The organism is Rossellomorea sp. H136, assembly GCF_056838065.1.
The window spans coordinates 1,487,182-1,511,664 of sequence record NZ_CM166371.1; the positions used below are offsets into that span (position 1 = coordinate 1,487,182).

A 24,483-nucleotide genomic window follows, 5' to 3' on the forward strand; every position below is an offset into this window, starting at 1 on the left:
TTTATTTTTTTCTCGTAAAGGGAAAAGTAGTAGCCAAGAGGTGAAAGTTATGAGCAAATACAAACATGAACTGGATAAAAACTATGAACCTGAAAATGGCTCCATGGCATCTGATATGGAAGAGATGGAGCAGCTGGGAAAGCAAATGGACAAGCTAAGAACGAATGAAGAGCTGAAAGAGGACAAAAAGCAGCCGGATCCTGTTCAATTTAAAGAGAAAGACAAGGAATAGTTGACGGAAAACTCTGAATATAATAGTCTATAGATAGAGAGCTGGGCCCATTATCTTAAATGAAAGTGGGTGAAGAGGATGTCTTCTAAACCTCATCGTCGAGAAGAAGCAGAACCTCTTAACGGAAGTATGGCCTCCAATATGGAGGAAGTCATTAAGCTAGGGAAGCAGATGGAAAAATTACGTTCCAGTGGCGAATTAAAGATACACAATCGAGTATCAGACCCGGCTCAATATGAAGAAGAAGCTTAATCAGGTGATTCTGCCTGGTTATTTTTTTTGAGGAAATCGGTCATTCACGGGCATCACATAACCTGTCAGAAAAATAGGCTCGTCCAACCATAAAAGAACGATTAATTGTCGAAATTATTTGTAAATTTATCAATACTTCTGCATAGGATAGAGTAATCCCCGTTTCACTTCATGGGATACATGCAGTTTAGACAGTCAACATAGTGTATGCAGGAGAATGAAAAAATGTGAAAAAACTTTAAGGAGGGGAATAATTTGAGTCAAATGGATAATCATCAGTTTGTCATTTCCAAGGAAGATTGGGCCCTCCACCGCAAAGGTCACGATGATCAACAAAGACATCAAGAGAAAGTACAGGATGCGATTCGAAACAACTTACCTGATTTGATTACGGAAGAAAACATTGTCATGTCAAATGGTCGAGACGTCGTCAAGATCCCGATTCGTTCTTTAGATGAATATAAAATTCGTTATAACTATGATAAGAATAAGCACGTGGGGCAAGGTGACGGTGAAAGTCAGGTAGGAGACGTTATTGCAAGAGACGGCTCACCGCAGCAGCAGGGTCCTGGAAAAGGTCAAGGGGCCGGAGATAAAGCCGGTGAAGATTACTATGAAGCAGAAGTGTCGATGCTCGAGATTGAAGAAGCCTTATTTAGCCAATTGGAACTTCCGAACCTAAAAAAGAAGGAGCAAGATGTTCAAACCGTCGAGCACATTGAATTCAACGATATCCGTAAAACAGGCCTAATGGGGAATATAGATAAAAAGAAGACAATGATGTCTGCCTTTAAGAGGAATGCCATGAAAGGAGCACCAAGCTTTCATCCGATATATACCGAAGACTTGAAGTTCAGAACGTGGAATGAAGTATTAAAGCCTGAATCCAAAGCGGTCGTATTGGCTATGATGGATACGAGTGGATCCATGGGAGTATGGGAGAAATATATGGCAAGAAGCTTTTTCTTCTGGATGACACGTTTTTTGAGAACAAAATATGAAACCGTAGAAATTGAATTCATCGCACATCATACCGAGGCCAAAGTGGTATCAGAAGAGCACTTCTTCTCGAAAGGGGAAAGTGGAGGAACCATCTGTTCATCTGCTTATCGCAAAGCGTTGGAATTAATCGATGGAAAGTACGCCCCAAGCCGATATAATATTTATCCGTTCCATTTCTCTGATGGGGATAACTTGACGTCTGATAACGTACGATGCGTGAAGCTTGTTGAAGAATTAATGAAAGTATCCAGCATGTTCGGTTACGGGGAAGTGAACCAGTATAACCGCCACTCCACCTTAATGTCAGCCTATAAAAATATTAAAAACGACGATTTCCGTTATTACATTCTCAAACAAAAAGCAGATGTATTCCATGCCATGAAAAGTTTCTTCCACAATGAGCAGGAAAAAGCATTCGCTTGAGAAAAACCAGCCGATGAGGCTGGTTTTTCACTGTCTTCTGCTTATCTACTTACATATTAAAATATTAGGTTATTCTATATGCATAGTGCTAGAATAGAGAGAGGTACTATTAAAAACATTCTATAAGTGGTGAGGTTTATCATGAAAGATGAAATGCAAGAAATTCAACAACTAAAGAATGAAATTAAAGAATTAAAAGAACAGCTGATTCAATCAGAACAGCTAATCATGGATATCTCAGCACCTATTATCCCATCGATCGTCCCGGAAACCATCTTGATCCCCATAACCGGCAGACTTAGTCCTGAACGTTTTGAAAGAATTATTTCCAGGATATTAGACGTCTCGTACGGTGGGGACATCAACACAATCATTGTAGATTTCTCAGCCATATCAGAAAAAGAAATCGGGGAAATGGACATCTTCGGCACTTATATTCATAACATGGCAAAGGCAATTGGATTAATGGGAATCGAACCCCTTTTTGTCGGATTTACGCCTGCCCTTACCCAAGTGATGATCAATTCAGGGGTGAAAGAGCTTAAAGGGATTAAAAGCTTCCTCACATTCCGGACAGCTTTGCAGTATTTGATGAGTGAAAAGGAAATTACATTTCAGAAGAAAACTGATTAAAAGAACCAGCCTATTCGGTTGGTTCTTTTAATTTATATGCAAACAGCCTTCATGTTTGTTCTGTGATAGGGGAAACTATCCCTATCAGACTCAAAAAGGATTTGAATAGCTCATGGTTGACTTTAAAGACTTAGGTATCGTGGTTTTAAGAATCTTTACGATACTTCCATTTATGATTTTTGTCACATTATATATGGGGAAACGTTCCATTGGGGAGTTGCCTGTATTTGATTTTTTAGTGGTCCTCGTGTTTGGTTCTGTTGTAGGTGCGGATATTGCGGATCCTGACATCAAACATATCCATACGATCGTCGCAATGATTCTAATCGGCATATTACAAAAGATCTTGACCAAAATGAAAGTCTCCTCAAGAAAAGTAGGCAAACTGCTTTCCTTTGAGCCTACTGTCGTGATTGAAAACGGTCAGGTTCTAAAAGAAGACTTAAAGAAAACCGGTTATACGATTGATAATATCCTGATGCTTCTTCGGGAGAAAGAAGTCTTCTCGTTGCAAGATGTGGAGATTGGAATCATTGAATCGAATGGAAGTTTATCGATTCATAAGATTCCCCCGAAACAAACGGTTACATTGGAGGATGCGGGAGTGATGAAGCGGACGAGCCTTGCATTTCCTCTTATTGTAGATGGCGTATTGCATACGGGCGTCTTAGATAAATTAAACGTGGAGGAAAAATGGGTTCGGGATGAAATGCGAAAAGTGGGATTCACGGCAATCGATGAGGTATTCTATGCTTCCATCAATGTAAGAAAGGAAATTCATATCGTGAAAACATCTGATATCCACTCGTATCCCCCATTCTTTAATTGAGAGTACCCTTTGAAAGCAGCAAGGTTAAGTGGAGCTCAGATTGAAGGAGATATCGTTCATTTTTATATAATCTAAAGAAGGCTGTTGCGTATATTGAACAGCTTCTTTGCTTATAAAGGAATCTTGGGAAGAGAAGTCGTATATATAGGGAGAAGGAGGTTGATTCACGATGGAATTTATCTATGTATTAAAGCTGATTCAGCGCCTACATAAGGAAGGAAATTGGACAACCGGGGATGAGGGGATTGTTCAACGTCATTTTGAGAGGCTAAAGGAGCTTACGGATTCTGGAGTGGTTATCCTTGCCGGCAGAACATTGAATGAAGAAGAAAATGCTTTTGGAATTGTTATTTTTGAAGCGGAAGATGCGGAAAAGGCCAAAGCGTTCATGAAGGAAGATCCTGCGGTAAAAGAAGGAATCATGACAGCAGAGCTGTTTCCTTACCGAGTAGCTCTTTCGAGATAGGAACTCAATACTGAAATAGAGTAGGAGAAGGTACGATGGAAAAGTGGATAGAAGAACTTTTTACAGAGAAACTATTGGCTGAAGCTGCCTTGCGATATGGCTGTAATACGGCTCAAGCGAAGAAACTCGGTGACTTTGAAAATTATGTGTATGAGGTGCATAAGGGAGACATCCCTTATATCCTCCGCCTCACTCACAGTTCTCATCGTTCAGAAAGAGAAGTGGAAGCTGAACTGAAATGGATTAACTACTTACATAAACACGGAGTGAATGTATCTTTAGTCAATCATTCTGATAAAGGAAAGCTCGTAGAAGTCATCAAAGCAGGAGACACGTATTTCTATGTGTGTTTGTTTGATAAAGCTCCAGGCAGTCCAGTAAAAGTAACTGATCCGTTGTTCGATGATGAACTGTTTTATAAATGGGGGGAAATGACTGGGCATATGCACCGGGTAACAAAGAAATATGGAGATGATGTCAACCGCCATCGCTGGGATCAGGACGATGTGCTGGACTATAAGAAATATTTATCTGTGGAAGACAGGTACATCCTTAAAGCTGCTCAAACAAACATGGAGACGATTAGAAGCTTTGTGGAAACCAAAGATAATTTTGGGCTGATTCACTCAGACATCCATCCAGGGAACTTCTTTTACCATGAGGGTGACCTTCATGTGTTTGATTTTGACGATAGTACACAGTTCTTTTTTATCAGTGACGTGGCCATCCCTCTTTACTATTCCGTGTGGTGGAAGCTTCGGAATGAGGACTTAGATACCCGCAGTCAATTTGGCGAAAGGTTTCTCGTTTCATTTTTAAAAGGTTATTTAACGGAGTGTGATTTAGAAGAAGAGTGGGTGAAACGGATCTCTCATTTCCTGTTGCTCAGAGATTTAACACTGTATTCTGTATTCCATAAAAAGTGGGATCTTGAGAATTTATCGGAGGTCGAGGAGTCGCTTCTTTCTCAGATCAGGGACAGATTGCTCCATGATGAACCAATCGTCGATCTGGACTACGGCGAAATTATTGAAAAAGCGAAAGCAAAATGATTTGGGCTCTGCTTATTACTGGTGTGATCATCGGATTGTTAGTCCGCCTTATGAGGACGACCTTTAAGAGTGGGTATGGTATGTCTGAGGATTTATTTGATCAACCTGTGTACGTGAAGACATGCAATCATTGCCAGAGGAAGATTCCAAAAGATTATCAAAAATCTCTTTGTCTCCATTGCGGGAAGCTGGTGGAATAAGGGAAAGGTTTGAAGGACTTGTCCTTTGAGCCTTTTTTAATGGCGTTTATTTTATATGTGGAGATAATTTTGGTATGATGCTAAAGACTGTTTACATACAAACTGATGAGGTGAAGAAATGGATAAAACCATTGGATTTATAGGATGCGGAAATATGGCACAAGCGATTATGGGGGGCATACTGAGGTCTGGATTGGTGGATAAACATGCGGTTAAAGCCAGTGCCAGGACTCAGGATACGCTGGAAAAAGTAGCAGGGGAATTTGGAGTGGGGGTTACCAGTGATAATAGAAGTGTAGCAGCCTTTTCGGATATTTTGTTTTTATCCGTGAAACCTGACCAATATCGGAGCATTATCGAATCGATAAAGAATTTCCTGAAAGAGGATGTCATCGTCATTACCATTGCGGCGGGTATCACGATTGATTGGATGGAGAGTCAGCTTTCTGAATCAATGAAAATTGTCCGGACCATGCCTAATACACCGTCTCTTGTAGGTGAAGGTATGACAGCCTATTGTGTAAATAATGAAGCAACAGAAGAAGATCTTGCAGATGTACAAGCCATTTTAGAAAGCTTCGGAAAGGCTGAAATGGTAGAGGAAAGCTTGATGGATGCCATTCCGGCAGTAAGCGGATCTTCTCCCGCGTATGTGTTTATGTTCATAGAAGCTCTGGCTGATGGAGCGGTTCTGCAAGGCATTCCCCGTAAGCAGGCCTATCAGCTTGCATCGCAGGCTGTACTTGGAGCAGCCAAAATGGTTCTCGAAACGGGCACTCACCCAGGAGAACTGAAGGATGCCGTTTGCTCACCAGGAGGAGCAACGATTGAAGCGGTATCGGTTCTGGAGAAAAATAATTTTAAAGGAGCCATTTTAACGGCTATGGAAGCATGCAGCCGTAAATCGAAGTCCTTGGGTGAATAGAGTGGAAAGCATTGACCTCAAGACGGAGGGGCTAACATAATTTCAACCAAACCTGGAGGTCCGTCCCTCTTAGCATTATTCAAACTGCCAAAGTGTTATATACTTTGGCAGTTTGTTATTTATTGGGTTTGGTATTCTACTGTCAAGATGGCTGTGACGCCGATTTGCCCTGGTTGTACGGTTGTACTTTCTTCAGCGGCTTTCACAAGTCCAGTTGTTACAAAGGGGGAGACCATTGGGCTTGATTGCTCTGTGATGGACTTTGGCTGTGGATTTAGCTGCTGCCCCGATTGGCTCGATAATGTGAGTGCTTTTTGGTATGCCTTTTGATATGCGGAAGTAAGGGCTAACTGATAGGATTCAATAGGATTTGAATTGACAAATTGAATGTTTTCTACCCGATTTGCTCCGCTCTTTATGGCTTCATCCATAATCGTACCCACTTTTTCAATATCTTTTATAGTAACGCGAAATACTTGGCGAACCTCATATCCTGTGAAAATTTGCTTCCCGTCCTCATAGTTGTACTGTGGGAATACTTGATAGGTGGAGGTTTGGATATCTTTTTGTGACACACCATTATTTAATAGTGATTGAACGACTTCAGTGGACTGTTGTTGGTTTTGGTTTTGTGCCGCTTCAAGTTCTTCATCTTTAGTGAAAACACCGATAGAGACGATGGCTTGATCGGGATCCACATAAAGTGTATTCTCACCAGTTACAGTAATCGTCCCATTGGTGTTGCCGGTTCTATAGTAAGGATATGAATACATGAGCAAACCTACACGCAAGTAAAGGATTCAATTTTATCTAAATCGATGCCGAAGTATACCCATGTGAATCCGATCCATCTCCACCCGGCAATGGAACGGCGCCCAACAAAGACAGGATAAAACCAAAAAGCATCTCTTCTTAACCAAATATACGTGTAGCGGAATAAACATCTTCTGATGGCACCCGGGTCTACTGCAAAGACACTTGGTCCACCTTGTGTTCCTTGCATTACCGTTTTTTGTGGTTGGAAGTTCGGTGGTGGTCCGGGTGGTGGTTGATTTTGTCCGCCTTGCCCGCCTGTAGGTGGTGGTGAGCTGGGTGCGCCTTGTCCTCCACTTGGAAAGCCTGGAAAGCCACCGCCAGATCCTTGACCTCCCCCAGGAAAGCCGGGGAACCCGCTACCTCCCCCAGGAAAACCAGGGAATAGTTGTCTGTGATCGTACATAGAAGAACCTCCTCATAAAGAATTCTCTTTATCATATGAGGAGGTCCAATGGGCGTGCGTGTCTATTCATTTTAACAAAGGGAGTAAATCAAGAATCCATCGCTTTTTTCATCACATTTTTCAGCATCTCTGCAGAGTGAGCGAATTGGGTTCTTTCTTTATCATTTAACGGAAGCTCGACGACTTTTCTGATACCCTCGCCATTAATAATTGCAGGGACACCGATGTATATGTCTTCCTGATCATATTCTCCATCAAGGAGAGCAGAAACGGTTAAAATGCTATTTTCGTTGTTAAAGATAGCTTTGGTAATCCTGGCAAGCCCCATGGCTATGCCGTAATAGGTTGCGCCTTTCCGTTCAATGATGTGGTAGGCTGCATCTCTTACATTGACGAATATATCATCGAGCTGATTCTGCACGTCATCTTGGTGGAGATCAATCAACTCACTTAAATGACTTGCGCCTACAGTCGTGTGGCTCCAAACAGGAAACTCAGTATCTCCATGTTCTCCCATAATATAGGCATGAATATTCCGTGTATCAATATCAAAATGCTCTCCGACTAAGTAACGAAGTCTTGCTGTATCGAGGATCGTCCCTGATCCGATGACTCTTTCTTTCGGCAGACCGGAAAACTTCCACGTTGAATACGTCAAGATGTCGACAGGGTTCGTCGCCACAAGGAAAATGCCGTTGAATCCACTATTCATGACAGAGTCTACAATGTTTTTAAAGATTTTCACATTCTTTTCCACCAGGTCCAGACGGGTTTCACCCGGCTGCTGGTTCGCTCCTGCCGTAATCACGACCAAGTCAGCATCTTTACAATCACTGTAATCTCCTGCAGATATTTTCATAGGGGAAGCGAAAGCAAGACCATGATTTAAATCACGTGCGTCTCCGTCAGCTTTCTCCTTATTCAAATCAATCATCACAAGTTCATGTGCGATTCCTTGATTCAAGAGAGCAAAGGCATAACTTGAACCTACAAATCCTGTACCGATTAAAGCTACTTTGTTAGTGCACTTGATTGTCATACGTCCTCACCTATTCACTAATTATTTGTAAATAAATTGGTCCATGAATCTAACAATGGCCAGATTAAAAGAAAGTAATAAAGCTTTAAGTATACGAGTGGAGATATTGTGAAGTAATTCACAATAAAATGATAACACGAAACAGATTGTTATTCTAGTCTGAAATATAGCCTAACATACATAAATGTGAATGAATTCACAAACTTGTCATACAGAGGAATGGACCCAGGTCCTTCTTTCAAAAAAAAGGGTTTTTTTTGATATGTGATGAATGTATAGAGGAAGAGGAGAGTTATGGGAGGTGTGTGTATGAATGTCAGGAGTGGGGATTTATATATCCGTCGGTTAGAGGAGGAGGATAAATACACGTTGGCAAGGTGGTTGCAGGATCCAGTGGTACTGGAGTTTTATGAAGGGAGGGACCGCCCCTTCACTCTTCAGATGGTGGAGGAGAAATTCCTGGCAGAGAGGGACGTCTTAGGTTGTCTGGTCGAGTATGAGGGGAATGAAATTGGTTATCTCCAGTATTATCAGCTTGATGAAGAAACAATGATACGATATGGTTACACGAATTTAGATGAAGTGATTTACGGTACGGATCAATTCATCGGAGAAGCGACATATTGGAACAGGGGAGTAGGGACGAAACTCATTCGAGCTGTAGTAGAGTACTTGCTCAAGAAAGAGGGGGTCCACCGCCTCGTGGTGGATCCCATGACTTGGAACACCAGAGCGATCCGTTGCTATGAGAAATGTGGGTATAGTAAAGCGAGAATACTACGGGAGCATGAGCTTCATGAAGGCAAACACCATGATTCCTGGTTGATGGAGTTCATTCCCGAATAAATGGGTGATTTCAAATGAATAGAAAAATAGAAAAAGCCATTGCATTGAGAGAGTCGGGAGAATATGCAGCTTCCATTAAAAGGTGGAAGCGATTGATTGGGGAAGAACCAGATAATGGTTTTCTCCATTACCAATGTGCATGGAGCCATGACGCAATGGGACTCGAAAGCGAAGCCGCTCCTTATTACGAGAATTCGATTCAATTGGGACTGGATGATAAAGATTTACAAGGCGCGTATCTTGGATTAGGGAGTACATATCGGACATTGGGAGAGTATGAAAAAAGCAAATCGGTGTTCGAGAAAGGAATAGGACGATTTCCTGAAAATAAAGTGTTGTCGGTCTTTTATTCTATGACCCTCTATAATTTGAACGAACACAGTCAAGCAATGGAGCTACTCCTGACATGCATTGGAGAATCATCACAAGACTCCACCATCGAACCTTATAAAAAGGCGATAACATTTTATGCTGGTCAATTGGACGTTGTATGGAAATAAGGGTAGCAGTTCTGCATGACGGCTCATTTTTATGGCTGGAAAGTAAATAGGAGTGAATGAAGTTGGCAATTACACAACTGTATCTAGTGAGGCATGCTCACTCGGAATACACCCCCGAGGAGTTAACCAGACCCTTATCAGGCAAAGGTAAAGTGGATGCTGAGCATGTAACGGAATTATTAAAGAATGAAGAGATTGATGCAGTATGTTCCAGTCCGTATAAAAGGGCGGTGGAAACCGTTGAAGGGACAGCCCGCTATATTGGTCAGGGAATCAATTTGTATGAAGAAATGAGAGAACGAACACTCTCTGGAAAACCAGTTCAAAACTTTGAGGAGGCAATCTCATTGGTTTGGGAGGATCCTGCTTTTTCCTTAGAAGGAGGAGAGTCGAATCTCATCGCTCAAAAAAGGGGCGTACAAGGGATATTTAAGATCATTGAAGAATATAATGGGAAAAACGTTGCGATTGGAACACACGGTAATATCATGGTTCTGATCATGAGTTACTTTGATCCTCAATATGATATCAGGTTTTGGAGAAAGCTTGAAATGCCGGATATATATTGTTTAACTTTTGGTGACAAAAATCTAAAAAGCGTCAAGAGAATATGGACACAACCAGCTGAATTTGCACCACAAAAAGACCGTTCATTATGAACGGTCTTTCGAGTATCTATATCGAGTTAATGAGGAAGGAATGCCAGCTGATAGAAGAACAGGACGGCAAAGATATACACGAGTGGGTGTACCTGCTTCCATTGCCCTTTTACTACTTTTAATAATGGATAAGATATGAATCCGAGAGCTATCCCGGTTGCGATGCTTGATGTTAACGGCATGCTAAGAATGATTAGAAATGCAGGGAAGGATTCATCTAACTGATCCCATTTAATATGAGAAATGCTCCCCATCATTAAGCTTCCTACGATGATAAGGGCAGGAGCTGTAATGGCTGAAATTCCTGATACGGCACTTACAAGAGGACCGAAGAATGCAGCAGCGATGAACAGAATAGAAACCGTTAATGTTGTTAATCCTGTTCTTCCTCCAGCGGAAACACCGGCTGAAGATTCGATATAAGCGGAGGTAGGACTTGTCCCAAACATCGCCCCTACAGTTGTTGCAATGGAATCCGCCAGTAGTGCTTCACGTGCTCTTGGCATCGTGTTGCCTTTCATAAGACCTGCTTGTTGAGCCACTCCGATCATAGTTCCTGTTGTGTCAAAGATAGTTACAAGTAAGAATGAGAACACAACGGCATATAGCCCGTATTGAAAGACATCGGCAAATGCTGTAAGAGGATTTGATACGATCAGTCCTTCTGGAAGATGTGGAAGAGCCACAAACCCTTCTTTAAATGATAATTCTCCTGTGAAGAAGGCAACGAGACCAGTGACAATCATTCCGATAAATAATGCACCATGAACACGTAAGACCATGAGGATAAGGGTAACAGCCAAACCGATTAAAGCTAATATCGCTGAAGATGAATGAAGATCCCCCAGTTGTACTAAATTCGTTGGATGAGCTTGGATAAGTCCTGTCAGTCGTAATCCGATAAAAGCAATGAACAACCCGATTCCTGCGGTGATGCCGTGCTTTAGATTTTGTGGTATGGCTTCGATCAATTTTTTTCTGAATGGTGTTAATGAAAGAATGATAAAGATGATACCTGCTACAAAAACGGCAGAGAATGCAACGATATAAGAAATATCATCATTTGCACCTACTACAGAGTACGTAAAGTAAGCATTCAATCCCATACCTGGTGCGATGGCAATTGGATAATTTGCGAACAAGGCCATCCATAACGTTCCGGCTACGGCTGAAATAATGGTTGCTAAGAAGACTTGATCAAATGGCACACCTGCGTCGGCTAATATAATGGGATTGACAACGACAATGTAAACCATTGTTAGAAATGTTGTAATTCCTGCCAGTATTTCAGTTTTAGGATTAGTGCCGTGTTCCTTTAATTTAAACATCGTAATACCTCCAATAAAACGAACATTAAAAACGCGCAACTTCTATAATATTCGGTATTAGATCCGATTTCAATAGAAAGGTATGAAATTTTTTTAAGAAAGAATCCTGAAACCCCTTCCAAACCCATATCATTTTCGATAAGATGTTATCAATTATAGAAGAATCAGTCTCTATAATGCCCAGTAAGTAAACGATTAACCACGCATAAGCTGACATTTCTTAAGGGAAGGAGCGGTACTAACGTGTATACACAATTAATAAACAAATCAATCTCCGAGCAGATTGAACTCATCACACGATCTTTAGTCGCTCTGAAAAGCTATAATGGGACAATTGGCGAAAGTGAAAAAGCCCAGTATATATATGAAATGATTTCTTCATTTCCTTATTTTCAGGAGCATCCTGATCGAGTCTGGCTCCAAGAAGTACCGAACGATCCTACAGGAAGGAAAAACGTGATTGCTCTCGTGAAAGGAACGTCATCGAAAACTGTATTATTCCATGCCCACTATGATACGGTGGGGACGGATGATTATGGGGCACTTCAAGATATGGCTCATGATCCCGACTTTCTTCAAAAGTTCTTTATGGACTATGAAGGAGAGGAAAAGGTAAGAGAAGATGCCCTCTCTGGAAACTGGCTGTTTGGGAGAGGGGCATTGGATATGCAGAGCGGAATTGCCGTACACATAGCGAATCTCTTGTACTATACGGGACAGGAAACGCCAGATGGACATTTACTTTTCCTATTTAATGGTGATGAAGAAAGTGAACATGCCGGAATGATTGCAGCATTAAGTGATCTTTATCGTCTGAAAAATGAGGGTTTTGACTATTTGGCAGCGATCAATACCGATTTCATTTCTCCGATCTATGATGGGGACTGTAAACGCTATATTTACACGGGTGCTGCAGGAAAGCTCCTACCAAGCTTTTATATATATGGAAGAGAAGCACATGTAGGGGATGTGCTGACATCCATCGATCCTACTGTGATTGCTTCCAAAATCAATCTTGAAATCAATCAGAACCTGGATTATCTGGAGGATATACCAGGTGAATTCACCCTGCCGCCATCTTGCCTGTATTTCAAAGATGACAAGCATACGTATAATGTTCAGACCCCTCTAAGCGCTTCTCTATACTTTAACTATTTTGTATATGAGAGAACTGCCCGGGAAGTGCTCTATGATATGAAGAAGGCAGCCTTAAAGGCAGTGAGTGAATTGGAAGAACGCAGTAAAAAACAGTTTGAGCAATATCGAAGCTATCATGGTTTCCCGGAAAGGGAGTTTTCATGGGAAGTGGAAGTGCTGACGTTACGGGAGTATATCTTCTGGCTGAAGGAAAGAGGCATTGATCCGGATCCTGTCATGAAAAAGGTCTTTTATGATATGGAGGGAGAAGACAGAAGAACGATTGCGTATGCCATGGTGGAAGCACTGCAGCATCTGGACCCCGATCGAACGCCTAGAGTGATCATTTTCTTCGCACCGCCTTTTTTACCTCATAACTTTGTGAATGAAGAAAATGAGTATGGCAAGAGGGTGAGAGAAGCCTTAGGGAAATGCTTAAATGATATAGCCAAAGAAACCGGCGAAGAATTTGTTATTAAAAGGTTTTTCCCATATCTCGCAGACGGCAGTTTTCTTTCTCTTCATGAAGAAGACGAGGATATTGACGTATTCAAAAAGAATCTTCCATTGATCGATCAGTTGTACCCTATTCCAATCGACATGATCAGAAAGCTGAACATCCCTTCTATTAATATCGGAGTTTACGGAAAAGATGGCCATCAGTGGACAGAGAGAGTGTATAAACCTTACACCTTCTCAGTGCTTCCGGAGATTATCCAGCGTGTGACGAAGGATTTATTGAAGATATGATGTGCTCATGAAAAAATAAAATTTTCAGACAGAGAGGTCATTCGCTTAGCGGTGTGCCTCTCTATTTTTATTGATTGGAACTGGATACGAAACTGGAATTGTCACAAAAAGGTCAATCCTAAAAGATGCATAAAGAGAACAAGTTTACTATAATAGAGTTATTGATTTGTGAAACATTTCACTAACTTTTAACTTTTGGAGTTGAGAGAAATTATGAAAGAACTGAATCGAATGGCTAAGCAGCAGAAATCATCCATGATGACACTTTACGGAACATCCCTATTAATGGGGGGAGTCGTAATTGGTCAAGCTTACTTGCTGGTTAGCATTGTAGATAAAATGTTTATAGAGGGAGAGGAATTTCAAGACATTCTCCCAATGCTTGGCGCATTGCTGCTTATTTTAGTGGGGAGAGCAGCCCTCACGTATGTGAATGGACGAACCGGAATCAGGATGGCTTCGAGGGTAAAGAGCGACTTGAGAAAGCGGCTCTTGAATAAGTGGGCAAAAAATCCACTGCAAGCGTCCATCCAAGGGCAGTCTGGACAAAAAGTCAGTACGATGATGGATGCTGTCGATGGGCTGGATGGGTATTACAGTCAGTACGTACCCCAAAGAATTCAAACGACCATCGTTCCGTTAATACTATTAATCACCATTTCTACTGAGCATATTTATACGGGTCTGATCATGGTCATAACGGCACCGTTCATTCCTCTGTTTATGGCGATTATCGGAGTGATGACAAAAAACAAATCCGAGAAGCAAATGGATAAGCTGACGGCTTTTTCTGGACGATTTCTCGATACACTGCAAGGATTGACTACCTTGAAGCTCCTTGGAAGAGGGGGTCAACAGAAAGAAGGGATCCGTTCTGCCAGTCTTGACTTTCGTGAAGCAACCATGGAAGTGTTAAAGACCGCATTCTTATCTTCCTTGATGCTAGAGTTTATTTCCATGTTAAGTATTGGACTGATTGCTCTTGAAGTAGGGCTCAGATTAGTCGTCTTTGAAAGCATTTCATTCTTCACCGCTTTCTTCGTTCTTGTGCTTGCCCCGGAATTCTATTTATCACTAAAAGAACTTGGGCAAGCCTTTCATACTGGTCGAGGAAGTATGGGGGCCGGAAAGAAAGTCATGGAGGAGCTTAAAGAAAAAGATCGACCTGTGCATTGGGGAGAGAAGGAACTCGAATCAATTGGGACTCCTGCCACAATTGAATTGCGTAATGTCGGGTTTTCCTACGGGGAAAAGGGATTTGTTCTTCAATCCATTTCGGCAGTCTTCCCTCCCGGCAGTCAAGTGGCGATCGTCGGTCACAGCGGAGCAGGGAAAACAACCCTTCTTCATCTTTTAGCAGGACTTCTTGATCCCTCTGAAGGAGACATCGTGATTGATGGACATTCGAGAAGTGAATATAGAGAAAGCGACTGGTTTGATCAACTGAGTTATATTTCACAGAATCCGTATTTATTCTCAGGCACAATCTCAGAGAATATTGCGGTTGGAGGAAGAGAAGGGGTCACCCGGGAAGAGATTGAATACGCTGCTGAAAAAGCAGGAATCTCACACATGATTGCAGGTCTCGATAGAGGGTATGACACACTAATCGGTGAAGCGGGGAGAGGGCTGTCAGGAGGAGAAAAGCAGCGTATTGCCTTAGCCAGGGCTTTTCTCAAAAAATCTTCTCTTATTCTCTTCGACGAACCGACAACAGGATTGGATCTTAAAACCGAGGGAATCCTTCAAACCTCCATTCAGGAATTATCCAAGGATTCAACGGTGATTACAGTGGCTCACCGCCTGCATACAATTCGTGAAGCGGATCAAATTCTGTTCTTGGAAAATGGGGAATTAGCGGGCATAGGGAATCATGAGAAGTTAATAATGTCCTCTTCTCGCTATCAGGAGATGGTGACAGCACAGCAAGGGGTGAATACATGATGAAAGAGTTAGGATTTGTCGTAAAGCTGATGATGAAGGAAAAGAAGGATATAGTGTATTCTATTCTTTTTGGCTTCCTGGCTGGAATGACCTCTGTGGGATTATTTGCTTCCAGTGGTTATTTAATTTCTAAAGCAGCTTTGGAAGTGCCACTTTACGCACTGACGGTGATGATTGCGCTCTTGAAGCTATTCGGTTTTACAAAGGCGCTAAGCCGGTACGCTGAACGTTATTTTTCCCATCGTGCTACATTCACGATTCTGGCTAATTTACGAGTCTCGATTTATGAAGCAATCGAACCGTTAGCGCCTGGGATTTTCGGTCGATACAGAAGTGGAGATCTTCTCTCAAGAATTGTCGGGGACGTAGAGAGCCTCCAGAATTTCTTTCTTAGGGTCTTTTATCCGCCGATCATTCTGGTGATGGTGTTCTTAAGTACGATTTTGTTTACGATGTTTTATTCTGTATCTGTTGCATTGATCCTTCTCGTGGGCCTTCTGCTGACGGGATTCGTCGTCCCTGCCTATTTTGCTCTTAAACAGAGAAAGTTTGAAATGACATTAAGAGAAAGAAGAGGGGACTTGTCTACTGAGGTAACGGAATTTCTTCATGGATTCAGAGACCTGAAAATCTATCAGAGACTGGAGGATAAAGAGAGAAGTCTTGTTCATGCATCAACAGGCTATGTGAGTGAACAGGAACGTGAGGGTATCCATTCCCTCTTTAGTCATTCAACCAATATCCTGGTTTCGCTTCTTATTTCATGGATCGTTTTAGCTGTAGGAGCATATTCGGTAGGATCAGGTCAACTGGATGGAATATACCTTGCTATGCTTGTCATGATCTCATTAACTGTATTCGAAAACGCCACCCCCATGGCAATCCTCCCTACACACTATGAAGATTCCCGCAGAGCGGCGTCCAGGCTCTCTTCTGTCATTCCCGAAGAGAGCATTGAGAGGGACGGACCTTCATTTGGTGGGAAACTTGGCGGGGAAGCTCCGTCCTTTCATTTGAAGAATGTAAGCTTTTCCTTTGAGGGAGAGGAAAGAAAGGCTTTGGATGGTGTGGATCTTAAGTTGCCTGCAGGTTCGAAAACAGCGATTGTAGGACCTTCGGGATCAGGGAAATCAACAATGCTTCAACTGTTATTGAATTTTTACTCAGTAGATCACGGATCTATTTTCGTAAACGATACTTCCATGAAAGATTTGGATAAAGAGTCGTTGTGGGAGCATGCCAATGTGGTTCTTCAAGAAAATCATTTCTTTTACGGCACTATAAAGGATAATCTTATGCTGGTGCGTGATGGACTGACAGACGGGGAAATGGAATCGGCATTAGAAAAAGTGAAGCTACGCAACTTTTCGTTAGAGGACACTGTACTGGAAAAAGGAGAGAATCTTTCTGGAGGAGAAAAGCAGCGATTGGCGATTGCAAGGACATTGTTGAAGGGGTCACCCTTATGGATGCTGGATGAACCGACGTCTTCGGTTGATGCGTTGACGGAGAAAGAGATCTTTGACCATCTTTATACAGTGGCCGGTGGAGACACGTTGATTCTGATCTGTCATCGTTTAACTGGTCTTGAAAATATGGATCAAATCGTTGTCATGGATCAGGGAGAGGTTGTAGAAGCAGGAAATTTTGATGAGCTCATGAGGAAAAAAGGCTACTTCTATGAAATGAAACAGATTGAAAAGAGCGTACTCTTTTAACAGACTAAAAAGAGGCTGGGACAAAACTAAAAAACCACGATAAAAAGACGAACAATAGAAGTGTAGGTTCTTTATACCGCTAATGATTTCCGTGCAAGACTACGCTTTCCGCGGGTAGCCCGTGAGCCTCCTCGGCAAGCCTGCGGGGTCTCACATAAGCTACTTTCCCGCAGGAGTCTTCGTCTTGCACTCCAATCAACCGCTGGAAACAGTTAAAATCAAATGATTAGAAAACAAATAATAAACCCGAACAAATCTGCACACTAAGAGGCAGGTTTGTTCGGGTTTGACTTAGGATAAAAAACTTTTGTCCCAGCCTCTTTTCATAGGCTTATTCCGCCCAATCAATTAAGTTGCGGATATCTAAACGATCTGATTTTCGTGCTTCTTGAAGTGGTTTTCCGATTGTAATCAGCATAATCGGGATATAACGGTCCGACACATTGAATTCGGAAACGAGAGCTGACGGATTGAAACCGCCGATTGGGCAAGTATCCCAGCCTTTCGCTTTTGCAGCAAGCATGAATTGCATAGCAGCTAAGGAAGCGTTACTGAAAGCTGCGTCTCTTGGATATTCATCGCGGCTGTAAGCACCGTCAATTTGTTTCTTCAGTACCTCTTTGATTTCCGCCGTCATTTCACCTTTTTCAATGGCAGGATCAAAGACAGGGTCGACATTCTTATTGGCTTCCAGGTCACCAAGTATAGCCACAACTGCAGAAGCATCATGTACCTGTTGTTGATTATAGGCAATTGGAAGTAAGCGTTGTTGAACTTCTTTATGATCGAATACCAGGAATTTCCACTGCTGAAGATTCCAGGCAGATGGTGCTTTTCCTGCTGTTTCGAGCAGGCTGACTAATTCCTCACGGGGGATCTCCACTTGAGGATCGTATACTTTCGTTGAGCGTCGTTCATCGACGACTTGAAAGAAATTATCCATGATAAAGCCTCCTTGATGTTTAAAAAGTGTTATAATATTTGTATGTTACTTACTTTTTGTAAGTGCGCAAGCAATATGAACAATATAACCGACGTTTTAGTATGCGTCAAGGAATAACGTTTTAGGATGTGAAAACTTGCATGGAAACAAAACTTTGCCCGAAATATGCCGCTGCCTTTGAACTATTAGGCAAGCGCTGGATAGGGATGATCATAAAGGTATTATTTGAAGGAACGTGCCGTTTTAAAGATATAAATGCAGAAATACCGAATATCAGTCAAAAGGTGTTAACCGATAGATTAAAGGAACTGGAGGAAAACGGTATCGTGTCCCGGGAAGTTCTCGACGAAAAGCCGGTCAAAGTCCTTTATAGCCTGACGAAAAAGGGAAGGGAACTGGAGCCAGTGATGGAGGCCGTCCAGTGGTGGGCAGTAAAATGGGTAAAATAAAAGCCTGCTTCATTGAAAGCAGGCACTTGCACTAGTTGAGTTTATGGTTGTATATGTGCTCAAATGGATCCTGTTGATCGTAGGGGGTATAGAAATGGATGGGCTTTAATGCGGCGTAGCTTCCTCCGATGATCATGATACACAGAACGGGTAAGAATAAAATACCGAGCATAGTATAGCCTCCTTATCATGTTTTAGGGTCGACCCCTTGCATGATTAACTCTAAAGTGTGAAACGCGTTTCAGAGCAAGCGTTTATTAAAAGTTTTGCGCAAAATGGATAGGTGGGCCATTCAGAATATCTAATGAGGGGTATGGGTATGACAAATATACGCAGTATAGCCAAGCTTGCGGGAGTATCTGTTTCAACGGTTTCAAGGGTATTAAATGAACACCCTTATGTGAAAGAAGAAAAACGTCAGAAGGTTCTCGAGGCCGTCGAGCAATTAAATTATACTAAAAACGCAAACGCTGTCCATTTATCAAAAGGAAAGACCTATAGCATAGGAGTTGTTTTGCCGTATTTGAACCTTCCTTACTTCGGAGAGATTATTCAAGGTATTGCAGGTGAAGCGTTAAAGCATGGATATCATCTTCAACTTTTTCAAACGAATTATGACAAGGGAGCCGAACTTGATGCCTTTCATCGTCTGCAAATGAAGGAAGTGGACGGATTGATATTAACTTCACGATCAAATTCACTGGATGTTCTCACTCCGTTCATGGAAAACGCCAATGTTGTTTTCTGTGAGAATGTGTACGGTCACTCGTGTAAGAAAATATATATCGATCACTATCAAGGAATCAGGAATGGTCTCGAGCATCTTTATTCAAAAGGTCACTCCCGGATAGGTCTATGCCTGAATCGAATGTTTGGGACGAATAGTGAAGAGAGAATCCGGGGGTATTACGATAGCTCAGAAGCTGCGGGCAATCCTGTGCGTGAAGAGTGGATCTTCAATGACTGCTATCACCTGGAAGATGGAAGAGACGTGGTGAAGGCATGGGAACAGCTGAAAGAAAAACCTTCAGCCCTTATCGTAACGAGTGATCAGGTTTCAGCCGGTATGGTGACAGAGGCAGGGAAAAGAGGGATCAGAATACCCGATGATTTGGCTATCTTAAGCTTTGATAATCATCCTATTGCCGATGCCCTGGACATTACATCCTTTGAAGTACCGATACGAAAAGTGGGAGAAGAATCGTTTAAACTATTTCTTGAAAATACGGACCCTCGCCCCGTGATACTGGAAACAAAATTATTTGAAAGAGGGACCGTGTAAGTTCCTTAAGAAATAGAGGAGGCGAAAAGAATGTTAGGAAATAAAGAAGAAAAAATGTTGATCATTCTAATGGGGGTAGTCGCTTTTATTGTGTTGCTTGCCATTGTAGGGAAATATCTTATGTAGCTTTTTTGCCCTTGTCTTCATAACTCACTCGTTTCTGCCATATGTTAAGAGTAATGAAGCGGTAGGTGAAATCATCATGTGGCCTGAATTTAAACAATTCATTTCAAGGGGGAATGTAATTGATATAGCAATTGCAGTCATCATTGGTTCAGCGTTTGGCAAGATTGTGGAGTCACTCGTTCAAGACATGATGATGCCGGCAATCGGAATTTTATTTGGCGGCATTAACTTAGAAGGTCTGCACCTTCGAATTGGAGCAGAGGTGATTGAATTGGGAAAGTTCCTACAAGCCTTTGTAGACTTTCTTCTCGTGGCCATGAGTATTTTTCTGATGATAAAAGTGGTCAACCGCTTGAAAGGCGGAGAGCAGCAATACAAAGTGAAGCAAACGACGAACCTTGAAGTCTTACAGGAAATCAGGGATATCTTGAAGGACGATCATAGCCCTTCCCATAGCGATGAAGTCCCGAAAACAATCGATCAGCTCACCAAAAGTGGTATGAAAATTCAGATGAGAACCGACAGAAAGCCAAGATAAATTCATGATCATTGACCTAAATCCTACTTTTATAGTAGGATTACTTTGTGTTGTACGACCATTTTTTAAAAATCATATGAACAAAGGGTGTAATGATCGTGAAAAAAATTCATATTATTCATGAAAATAGTGATTGGACCAATCATTTAACGACTTGTCTCGACGAGCTTCAATTGCCTTATGAGGAATGGTTTCTCGATCAAGGGCTCATCGATTTATCATCAGAACCTCCAGAAGGCGTTTTCTATAATCGAATCAGTGCATCTTCTCATACCAGAAACCATCGTTTTGCACCTGAGTTAACGGAAAGCGTTCTTTCATGGTTGGAGAGATATGAAAGAAAGGTACTGAACGGGAGCCGTGCCCTCCGGTTGGAAGTGAGTAAAGTGAACCAGTATATGGCCTTGAACGCTGCCTGCATCAAGACACCTAAAACCATTGCAGCCGTTGGAAAACAACATATCATAGAAGCCGCACAAAAGCTCAACAAGCCATCATTCATCACCAAGCATAATCGTGCAGGAAAAGGATTGGGTGTTCAGTTGTTTCATTCAGTGGACGCATTGAAAAACTATGTCTACAGTGATACATTTGAAGAACCGCTAGATGGCACAACGCTAATTCAGGAATATATTGAAGCACCAGACGCTTCGATTACGCGCTGTGAATTCATTGGGGGCAAATTCATTTATGCAGTAAGGGTGGATACGTCAAAAGGATTTGAATTATGTCCTGCCGATGTCTGCCAGGTCGATGATTTATTTTGTCCAGTGGGGGAGCAAGAAGAGAAACCTAAATTTCAAATCAGGGAAAACTTTTCCCATGGCATCCTTTCATCCTATGAAGCATTTTTAAAAGAAAACCGGATCGATATTGCCGGGATTGAATTTATTCAGGATAAAGAAGGCACCATCTACACGTATGATGTGAACACCAATACAAATTACAACAAGGAAGCCGAGGCGAAGTACGGACAATTCGGGATGCTAGAGCTGGCAAAATATCTTGGAGAACAATTGAAAACGGTGTAAAGTGATGACTCTCCTGTGCATGTACAGGGGGGTTTTCTTATGTAAATGCACGATTACATATATAATTGTAACGATTTTTGTATTAGTATGGTAGAATTTCTATAAAGTAGACAATATCTGTGAAAGGTAAAAGGGTAAGTATGATTATCTTTAATCAGGATGTTATTAATAATTTCTTTTATATCATTTTGAGTATTTTTTTAATTTTTTTCCTTATCGAAAGAAAGATGATACATGGTTGGTACACAAGGTTAGCAACCCTTGTTTCTTTGAGTATTGCCATTATCCTGTGCATGCTTTCCCCGATCTATCATAATCCATACTGTGTACATGATTTAAGGATGATTCCTTTCGTACTCGGAATTATGTATGGAGGACCATACACAGGGCTCGCACTCTTAGTTGTTTTATTGGTATCCAGAACTATGATATATAGTTGGAGTTTAGTAGCATTTGTTATTTATGTGGTAATCTACCTTTTGACGGTTATCGGGATGAAGTGGTTCGTTTTTGACCGTTTAACAAGCCGTAAGAAGATTATATTCTCGGTGATTCTCTTTACCATTCATTCAATAGTAGCGGCCCTTATTGCTAATGCCATGACAGTGTTTGTAATCGATGAAAGCTATCTCATTAATTTCATCTTACTCCCCTCAGTGGGAATGCTCATCTTGACATACATATGTGAAACATTGCTTAAACAGATTCAAATCAAACAAGCACTCGTGAAAATAGAAAAAATGGAAGTGCTCGCTCAACTGGCAGCCAGCATTTCACACGAAGTGAAGAATCCGTTAACGGTTATTAAAGGATTTCTAAGATTGCTCCATCAAGAAAATCTTCCAGTCGGAAAAAAAGAGCAATACTTAGCCATCGCATCATCAGAACTGAACCGGGCAGAGGATATCATCAATGACTATCTCACATTTGCCAAGCCGGACCCTGATCATATAGAGGACATCTCAATTTCTGAACAACTCAATAAGCTTGTTGATATGGTAGAGCCCCTGAGCAACCAGCAATCGGTGGACGTACATAAAAGCATCATGGACGCCACCATTGTCGGCAATACACGGAGCTTTCAGCAAGCATTTCTCAACATCATCAAAAATGCGATCGAGTCCATGCCAAAAGGGGGTACCCTTACGATGCTTTCGAAGGTTCAAAAGGGCAACGTCAGCATCACCATCACTGATACTGGAGTCGGGATGACCTCTGAACAACACGCCAGACTGGGAGAACCTTATTTTTCTACCAAGGAAAAAGGTACTGGTCTTGGGCTTATGGTTTCCTATCGCATCATTGAAGCGATGAGAGGCGTCATTACAGTTGAAAGTAAAGTTGGCAAGGGGACAAGTTTTCAGATTGTGTTTCCTGTGGATCGTATGAAAGAACCTTCATCTTTATTAGAGAGACCTAATAATATGAGACTGAATAAAACACCTTCAAGTAGTAAATAATTCATTTACATTTGGAGGTGTTTTTTCTATGGGTAATAAAATGTCCTATCCAGAAGAAGTTAAGAAAGAAGTTGTCCGTTTAAAATTAGAAGGTAAACATTCAAATCAAGAGTTAATGGAGATGTTCGGGATTAAGAATCGATCTCAGATTAAGACCTGGGTGAAATGGTTCAAGAATGGTGAGGCCCATCGTTTTGCTCAACCTCTTGGTAAACAATATTCTTATGGGAAAGGTCCTAATGATGAAAGTGAACTAGCCCAGTTACGAAAGAAAGTTGCTTATTATGAAATGCGTGAGGAATTGTTGGGAAAGTACAGGGAAATCGAAAGGAAGTGGTCCCAGAAGTATTCGTACAGACCGTAGAGATGTTTAAACATAAATATACCGTTATTGCCCTTTGTGAATGCTTTGGAGTGGCAAAGGCTACTTATTATCGTTGGCGGGGAAAGTCATGGGGCCCATCAGAATTAGAGAAGAAAATCATTGATATTTGCGGGGATTTGAAATTTCGCATCGGGCACCGGATGGTTCGTGATCTCTTGCGTAAAGAGCACAAACTCAAAGTCAATCGGAACACTGTACAACGAATTATGCAGAAATTTAATATTCAGTGCCGTGTTAAACGGAAAAGACAAAACTATATAGCTGGGGAAAGTAAAATCGTGGTGCCGAATTACTTAAACAGAGAATTCCATGCATCTAAGCCAAGTGAAAAATGGGTTACAGATATTACCTATCTTCCTTATGGTGAGAAAATGTTATATTTATCAACGATTATGGACTTGTATAATAACGAAATTCTTGCTTACACCATTAGTGATAAACAAGATAAAGCTCTAGTGCTAGATACGTTAAAGAGAGCGTGTGAAGGTCGTGATGTATCTGGATGCATCCTTCACAGTGATCAAGGGTCTCAATATACATCGTATGATTTTCAGGAAGACGCAAAAAAAAGAGGCATTATCACAAGCATGTCCCGACGAGGAAACTGCTTTGATAATGCCGTCATCGAATCCTTCCACTCCTCTTTAAAGTCAGAAGAATTCAGCCCTCTGGATCGAGGGAAACTAACCAACCATACAGTACGAAAGAAAATAGAATCGTACATGTATTATTATAATTATTGTCGTCCTTTTACAAAATTAAACTGCCAGACTCCGGTAGAATTTAGAGTCATGGCAGCTTAGGTGTTTTATTTAGTCTTATTTGACTGTGTCACTCCATTATAGATGTAGGTTTTTTTATTTTACTGATTCCCCAACGCATCCAGGTCAATGATTATTAATTGTGTATTGAACTTTCTTAAATTATCTGATAATATATATTCCTGCTCCCAAACGCCTACATAATTTTTACAGATTTCGATATGTCTTTCTATTGTCTAGCTCCGGCGGCTAGGCCTTCGAGGTCATAAGCTAAGTCTGGCAAGAAGACAAAATGCGCCTTCTCGCCAAACTCAACTTATGCTTGTCGGGCCTGATCGAGCCGCCTCCGCTTTT

General features: G+C 41.6%; 26 protein-coding genes. 20 read left to right on the forward strand and 6 right to left on the reverse strand.

The genetic code is table 11. From position 1 onward, the window contains the following. The first annotated feature begins 49 nt into the window (after window positions 1-49). The 8 genes from ACYH0O_RS07505 to proC all read left to right on the forward strand — a co-directional run bounded on the left by ACYH0O_RS07505 (window position 50) and on the right by proC (window position 6,014). Window positions 50-232, forward strand: a complete 183-nt coding sequence (locus ACYH0O_RS07505) for a hypothetical protein (RefSeq protein WP_482631819.1) — start codon at window positions 50-52, stop codon at window positions 230-232. Window positions 233-310: 78 nt separating this feature from the next. After that, window positions 311-484: a hypothetical protein gene (locus tag ACYH0O_RS07510; RefSeq protein ID WP_149154994.1), complete on the forward strand. Its 174-nt coding sequence runs from the start codon at window positions 311-313 to the stop codon at window positions 482-484. 264 nt (window positions 485-748) lie between these two features. After that, window positions 749-1,909, forward strand: a complete 1,161-nt coding sequence (gene yhbH, locus ACYH0O_RS07515) for a sporulation protein YhbH (protein ID WP_395940666.1) — start codon at window positions 749-751, stop codon at window positions 1,907-1,909. A gap of 141 nt (window positions 1,910-2,050) precedes the next feature. Further along, complete coding sequence (locus ACYH0O_RS07520; protein WP_482631820.1) at window positions 2,051-2,542, forward strand: STAS domain-containing protein; 492 nt, start codon at window positions 2,051-2,053, stop codon at window positions 2,540-2,542. Window positions 2,543-2,654: 112 nt separating this feature from the next. After that, entirely contained in the window at window positions 2,655-3,371 is a 717-nt protein-coding gene (locus tag ACYH0O_RS07525) for a DUF421 domain-containing protein (protein WP_482631821.1), read from the forward strand. A gap of 169 nt (window positions 3,372-3,540) precedes the next feature. Then, a complete protein-coding gene (locus ACYH0O_RS07530) occupies window positions 3,541-3,837 on the forward strand; it encodes a YciI family protein (RefSeq protein WP_482631822.1) in 297 nt (98 codons plus the stop codon). Between the two features lie 35 nt (window positions 3,838-3,872). Next, entirely contained in the window at window positions 3,873-4,889 is a 1,017-nt protein-coding gene (locus tag ACYH0O_RS07535; RefSeq protein ID WP_482631823.1) for a phosphotransferase enzyme family protein, read from the forward strand. A 318-nt stretch (window positions 4,890-5,207) separates the two neighbouring features. Next, window positions 5,208-6,014 carry a pyrroline-5-carboxylate reductase gene (proC, locus tag ACYH0O_RS07540; protein ID WP_482631824.1) on the forward strand — a complete coding sequence of 269 codons (807 nt, stop codon included), beginning with the start codon at window positions 5,208-5,210 and terminating at the stop codon, window positions 6,012-6,014. A 119-nt stretch (window positions 6,015-6,133) separates the two neighbouring features. On the opposite strand, the gene ACYH0O_RS07545 is transcribed toward proC, so the two are convergent. The 3 genes from ACYH0O_RS07545 to ACYH0O_RS07555 all read right to left on the reverse strand — a co-directional run bounded on the left by ACYH0O_RS07545 (window position 6,134) and on the right by ACYH0O_RS07555 (window position 8,272). Then, window positions 6,134-6,787, reverse strand: a complete 654-nt coding sequence (locus tag ACYH0O_RS07545; protein WP_482631825.1) for an SIMPL domain-containing protein — start codon at window positions 6,785-6,787, stop codon at window positions 6,134-6,136. 8 nt (window positions 6,788-6,795) lie between these two features. Further along, window positions 6,796-7,233 carry a hypothetical protein gene (locus ACYH0O_RS07550; RefSeq protein ID WP_482631826.1) on the reverse strand — a complete coding sequence of 146 codons (438 nt, stop codon included), beginning with the start codon at window positions 7,231-7,233 and terminating at the stop codon, window positions 6,796-6,798. A gap of 88 nt (window positions 7,234-7,321) precedes the next feature. Then, the gene (locus ACYH0O_RS07555; protein ID WP_482631827.1) at window positions 7,322-8,272 is read right to left on the reverse strand and encodes an L-lactate dehydrogenase; all 951 of its coding nucleotides are present in this window, start codon (window positions 8,270-8,272) and stop codon (window positions 7,322-7,324) included. 309 nt (window positions 8,273-8,581) lie between these two features. Here ACYH0O_RS07555 and ACYH0O_RS07560 point away from each other — a divergent pair, with 309 nt between their 5' ends. The 3 genes from ACYH0O_RS07560 (at window position 8,582) to ACYH0O_RS07570 (ending at window position 10,277) form a co-directional block, all read left to right on the forward strand. Further along, the gene (locus ACYH0O_RS07560; protein ID WP_149155004.1) at window positions 8,582-9,118 is read left to right on the forward strand and encodes a GNAT family N-acetyltransferase; all 537 of its coding nucleotides are present in this window, start codon (window positions 8,582-8,584) and stop codon (window positions 9,116-9,118) included. A gap of 14 nt (window positions 9,119-9,132) precedes the next feature. Further along, complete coding sequence (locus tag ACYH0O_RS07565; RefSeq protein WP_482631828.1) at window positions 9,133-9,618, forward strand: tetratricopeptide repeat protein; 486 nt, start codon at window positions 9,133-9,135, stop codon at window positions 9,616-9,618. A gap of 68 nt (window positions 9,619-9,686) precedes the next feature. Continuing rightward, window positions 9,687-10,277, forward strand: coding sequence for a histidine phosphatase family protein (locus tag ACYH0O_RS07570; protein ID WP_482632519.1), 591 nt, complete (start codon window positions 9,687-9,689; stop codon window positions 10,275-10,277). A gap of 26 nt (window positions 10,278-10,303) precedes the next feature. Here ACYH0O_RS07570 and ACYH0O_RS07575 read toward each other — a convergent pair whose 3' ends face one another. Beyond that, window positions 10,304-11,605: an NCS2 family permease gene (locus tag ACYH0O_RS07575; RefSeq protein ID WP_482631829.1), complete on the reverse strand. Its 1,302-nt coding sequence runs from the start codon at window positions 11,603-11,605 to the stop codon at window positions 10,304-10,306. A 243-nt stretch (window positions 11,606-11,848) separates the two neighbouring features. Here ACYH0O_RS07575 and ACYH0O_RS07580 point away from each other — a divergent pair, with 243 nt between their 5' ends. The 3 genes from ACYH0O_RS07580 (at window position 11,849) to cydC (ending at window position 17,154) form a co-directional block, all read left to right on the forward strand. Continuing rightward, a complete protein-coding gene (locus tag ACYH0O_RS07580; protein WP_482631830.1) occupies window positions 11,849-13,492 on the forward strand; it encodes a M20/M25/M40 family metallo-hydrolase in 1,644 nt (547 codons plus the stop codon). A gap of 213 nt (window positions 13,493-13,705) precedes the next feature. Then, window positions 13,706-15,436 carry a thiol reductant ABC exporter subunit CydD gene (cydD, locus tag ACYH0O_RS07585; RefSeq protein WP_482631831.1) on the forward strand — a complete coding sequence of 577 codons (1,731 nt, stop codon included), beginning with the start codon at window positions 13,706-13,708 and terminating at the stop codon, window positions 15,434-15,436. Next, entirely contained in the window at window positions 15,436-17,154 is a 1,719-nt protein-coding gene (gene cydC, locus ACYH0O_RS07590) for a thiol reductant ABC exporter subunit CydC (protein WP_482632520.1), read from the forward strand. Before cydD ends, cydC begins: the two co-directional genes overlap by 1 nt. 331 nt (window positions 17,155-17,485) lie before the next feature. Here cydC and ACYH0O_RS07595 read toward each other — a convergent pair whose 3' ends face one another. Next, window positions 17,486-18,097, reverse strand: a complete 612-nt coding sequence (locus ACYH0O_RS07595) for a nitroreductase family protein (protein WP_482631832.1) — start codon at window positions 18,095-18,097, stop codon at window positions 17,486-17,488. 140 nt (window positions 18,098-18,237) lie between these two features. Here ACYH0O_RS07595 and ACYH0O_RS07600 point away from each other — a divergent pair, with 140 nt between their 5' ends. Next, entirely contained in the window at window positions 18,238-18,546 is a 309-nt protein-coding gene (locus tag ACYH0O_RS07600) for a winged helix-turn-helix transcriptional regulator (protein WP_149155010.1), read from the forward strand. A 31-nt stretch (window positions 18,547-18,577) separates the two neighbouring features. Here ACYH0O_RS07600 and ACYH0O_RS07605 read toward each other — a convergent pair whose 3' ends face one another. Next, window positions 18,578-18,718, reverse strand: coding sequence for a hypothetical protein (locus tag ACYH0O_RS07605; RefSeq protein WP_188048454.1), 141 nt, complete (start codon window positions 18,716-18,718; stop codon window positions 18,578-18,580). Between the two features lie 147 nt (window positions 18,719-18,865). On the opposite strand from ACYH0O_RS07605, the gene ACYH0O_RS07610 reads away from it, so the two are divergent. The 5 genes from ACYH0O_RS07610 to ACYH0O_RS07630 all read left to right on the forward strand — a co-directional run bounded on the left by ACYH0O_RS07610 (window position 18,866) and on the right by ACYH0O_RS07630 (window position 24,171). Continuing rightward, window positions 18,866-19,828: a LacI family DNA-binding transcriptional regulator gene (locus ACYH0O_RS07610; RefSeq protein ID WP_482631833.1), complete on the forward strand. Its 963-nt coding sequence runs from the start codon at window positions 18,866-18,868 to the stop codon at window positions 19,826-19,828. Between the two features lie 202 nt (window positions 19,829-20,030). Further along, a complete protein-coding gene (gene mscL / locus ACYH0O_RS07615) occupies window positions 20,031-20,492 on the forward strand; it encodes a large conductance mechanosensitive channel protein MscL (RefSeq protein ID WP_426891258.1) in 462 nt (153 codons plus the stop codon). Window positions 20,493-20,590: 98 nt separating this feature from the next. Further along, window positions 20,591-21,523, forward strand: coding sequence for an ATP-grasp domain-containing protein (locus tag ACYH0O_RS07620; protein ID WP_482631834.1), 933 nt, complete (start codon window positions 20,591-20,593; stop codon window positions 21,521-21,523). 140 nt (window positions 21,524-21,663) lie between these two features. Next, complete coding sequence (locus ACYH0O_RS07625) at window positions 21,664-22,983, forward strand: ATP-binding protein (RefSeq protein ID WP_482631835.1); 1,320 nt, start codon at window positions 21,664-21,666, stop codon at window positions 22,981-22,983. 28 nt (window positions 22,984-23,011) lie between these two features. Further along, window positions 23,012-24,171 (forward strand): IS3 family transposase gene (locus tag ACYH0O_RS07630; RefSeq protein WP_482629156.1). Its coding sequence is split into 2 segments (ribosomal slippage): window positions 23,012-23,291 and window positions 23,291-24,171, totalling 1,161 coding nucleotides; the frame shifts between segments, so codons are not numbered across the junction. Window positions 24,172-24,483 lie beyond the last annotated feature (312 nt).

What these genes read in the sequence shown, in the direction of transcription:
- ACYH0O_RS07535 (WP_482631823.1), top strand. Translation starts at nt 3,873, where the DNA reads ATGGAAAAGTGGATAGAAGAACTTTTTACAGAGAAACTATTGGCTGAA.
- cydC (WP_482632520.1), top strand. Translation starts at nt 15,436, where the DNA reads ATGAAAGAGTTAGGATTTGTCGTAAAGCTGATGATGAAGGAAAAGAAG.
- ACYH0O_RS07550 (WP_482631826.1), bottom strand. Translation starts at nt 7,233, where the DNA reads ATGTACGATCACAGACAACTATTCCCTGGTTTTCCTGGGGGAGGTAGC.
- ACYH0O_RS07530 (WP_482631822.1), top strand. Translation starts at nt 3,541, where the DNA reads ATGGAATTTATCTATGTATTAAAGCTGATTCAGCGCCTACATAAGGAA.
- ACYH0O_RS07600 (WP_149155010.1), top strand. Translation starts at nt 18,238, where the DNA reads ATGGAAACAAAACTTTGCCCGAAATATGCCGCTGCCTTTGAACTATTA.
- cydD (WP_482631831.1), top strand. Translation starts at nt 13,706, where the DNA reads ATGAAAGAACTGAATCGAATGGCTAAGCAGCAGAAATCATCCATGATG.
- mscL (WP_426891258.1), top strand. Translation starts at nt 20,031, where the DNA reads ATGTGGCCTGAATTTAAACAATTCATTTCAAGGGGGAATGTAATTGAT.
- proC (WP_482631824.1), top strand. Translation starts at nt 5,208, where the DNA reads ATGGATAAAACCATTGGATTTATAGGATGCGGAAATATGGCACAAGCG.
- ACYH0O_RS07560 (WP_149155004.1), top strand. Translation starts at nt 8,582, where the DNA reads ATGAATGTCAGGAGTGGGGATTTATATATCCGTCGGTTAGAGGAGGAG.
- ACYH0O_RS07605 (WP_188048454.1), bottom strand. Translation starts at nt 18,718, where the DNA reads ATGCTCGGTATTTTATTCTTACCCGTTCTGTGTATCATGATCATCGGA.
- ACYH0O_RS07565 (WP_482631828.1), top strand. Translation starts at nt 9,133, where the DNA reads ATGAATAGAAAAATAGAAAAAGCCATTGCATTGAGAGAGTCGGGAGAA.
- ACYH0O_RS07595 (WP_482631832.1), bottom strand. Translation starts at nt 18,097, where the DNA reads ATGGATAATTTCTTTCAAGTCGTCGATGAACGACGCTCAACGAAAGTA.
- ACYH0O_RS07610 (WP_482631833.1), top strand. Translation starts at nt 18,866, where the DNA reads ATGACAAATATACGCAGTATAGCCAAGCTTGCGGGAGTATCTGTTTCA.
- ACYH0O_RS07525 (WP_482631821.1), top strand. Translation starts at nt 2,655, where the DNA reads ATGGTTGACTTTAAAGACTTAGGTATCGTGGTTTTAAGAATCTTTACG.
- ACYH0O_RS07520 (WP_482631820.1), top strand. Translation starts at nt 2,051, where the DNA reads ATGAAAGATGAAATGCAAGAAATTCAACAACTAAAGAATGAAATTAAA.
- ACYH0O_RS07545 (WP_482631825.1), bottom strand. Translation starts at nt 6,787, where the DNA reads ATGTATTCATATCCTTACTATAGAACCGGCAACACCAATGGGACGATT.
- yhbH (WP_395940666.1), top strand. Translation starts at nt 749, where the DNA reads ATGGATAATCATCAGTTTGTCATTTCCAAGGAAGATTGGGCCCTCCAC.
- ACYH0O_RS07575 (WP_482631829.1), bottom strand. Translation starts at nt 11,605, where the DNA reads ATGTTTAAATTAAAGGAACACGGCACTAATCCTAAAACTGAAATACTG.
- ACYH0O_RS07625 (WP_482631835.1), top strand. Translation starts at nt 21,664, where the DNA reads ATGATTATCTTTAATCAGGATGTTATTAATAATTTCTTTTATATCATT.
- ACYH0O_RS07510 (WP_149154994.1), top strand. Translation starts at nt 311, where the DNA reads ATGTCTTCTAAACCTCATCGTCGAGAAGAAGCAGAACCTCTTAACGGA.
- ACYH0O_RS07555 (WP_482631827.1), bottom strand. Translation starts at nt 8,272, where the DNA reads ATGACAATCAAGTGCACTAACAAAGTAGCTTTAATCGGTACAGGATTT.
- ACYH0O_RS07505 (WP_482631819.1), top strand. Translation starts at nt 50, where the DNA reads ATGAGCAAATACAAACATGAACTGGATAAAAACTATGAACCTGAAAAT.